Source organism: Enterobacter sp. RIT637 (assembly GCF_019718755.1).
Lineage (GTDB): Bacteria > Pseudomonadota > Gammaproteobacteria > Enterobacterales > Enterobacteriaceae > Enterobacter.
Genome location: NZ_JAIHAZ010000148.1, coordinates 1 through 549 on the forward strand (window position 1 = coordinate 1; position 549 = coordinate 549).

Annotated in this window: 1 protein-coding gene; it reads left to right on the plus strand. The window is 58.1% G+C overall.

Annotated elements, in window-relative coordinates; translation table 11 throughout:
• Nucleotides 1-466 (plus strand): substrate binding domain-containing protein (locus tag K5E19_RS23705; RefSeq protein ID WP_221553369.1); only part of this gene is annotated, 466 nt, incomplete at its 5' end.
• Nucleotides 467-549: the final 83 nt, after the last annotated feature.

A 549-nucleotide genomic window follows, 5' to 3' on the forward strand; every position in this document is an offset into this window, starting at 1 on the left:
CCCTAATACGGTATCGGTGCTGCTGGCCGAAGTCCCACGCTGTGTGGTTGCGGCGCCCGAGCTACTGGCCCGTCATGCCATGCCTGAGGTCCCCGACGATCTCACTGCGCTTCCCTGGATTGCACTCAATACCTTTTATCATCAGCATATTGAGCTGTTTGACGGAGCTTCGCCACAGCCTGCGCGTGTGGCAATTTCGCCGCGTCTGAGCACCGACAGCCTGTATGTAACGCGCACCATGGCGTTGAATGGATTAGGCGTGGCGGTGGTCTCGAGCTGGACCGTGGAACAGGACATCCGCGAGGGAAGGCTGGTGCCTCTTTTGCCGGGCTGGCAACCAGCTGCGCTGCCGGTGCACCTAGTTTATCCGTGGTCGCGCTATTATCCCGCGCGATTGAGGCGTTTTCTGGAAATGATGCGTGAGGTGATGCCACAAATCGTCGGAATGCGAAAACCCCTCCCGTAAAAAGCCAAAAAAAAGCCGACCACGAAGGTCGGCTTTTTCATCAGAACGGCGGGTTATTCAACCGGATTCGGGCGAGTCGCCGG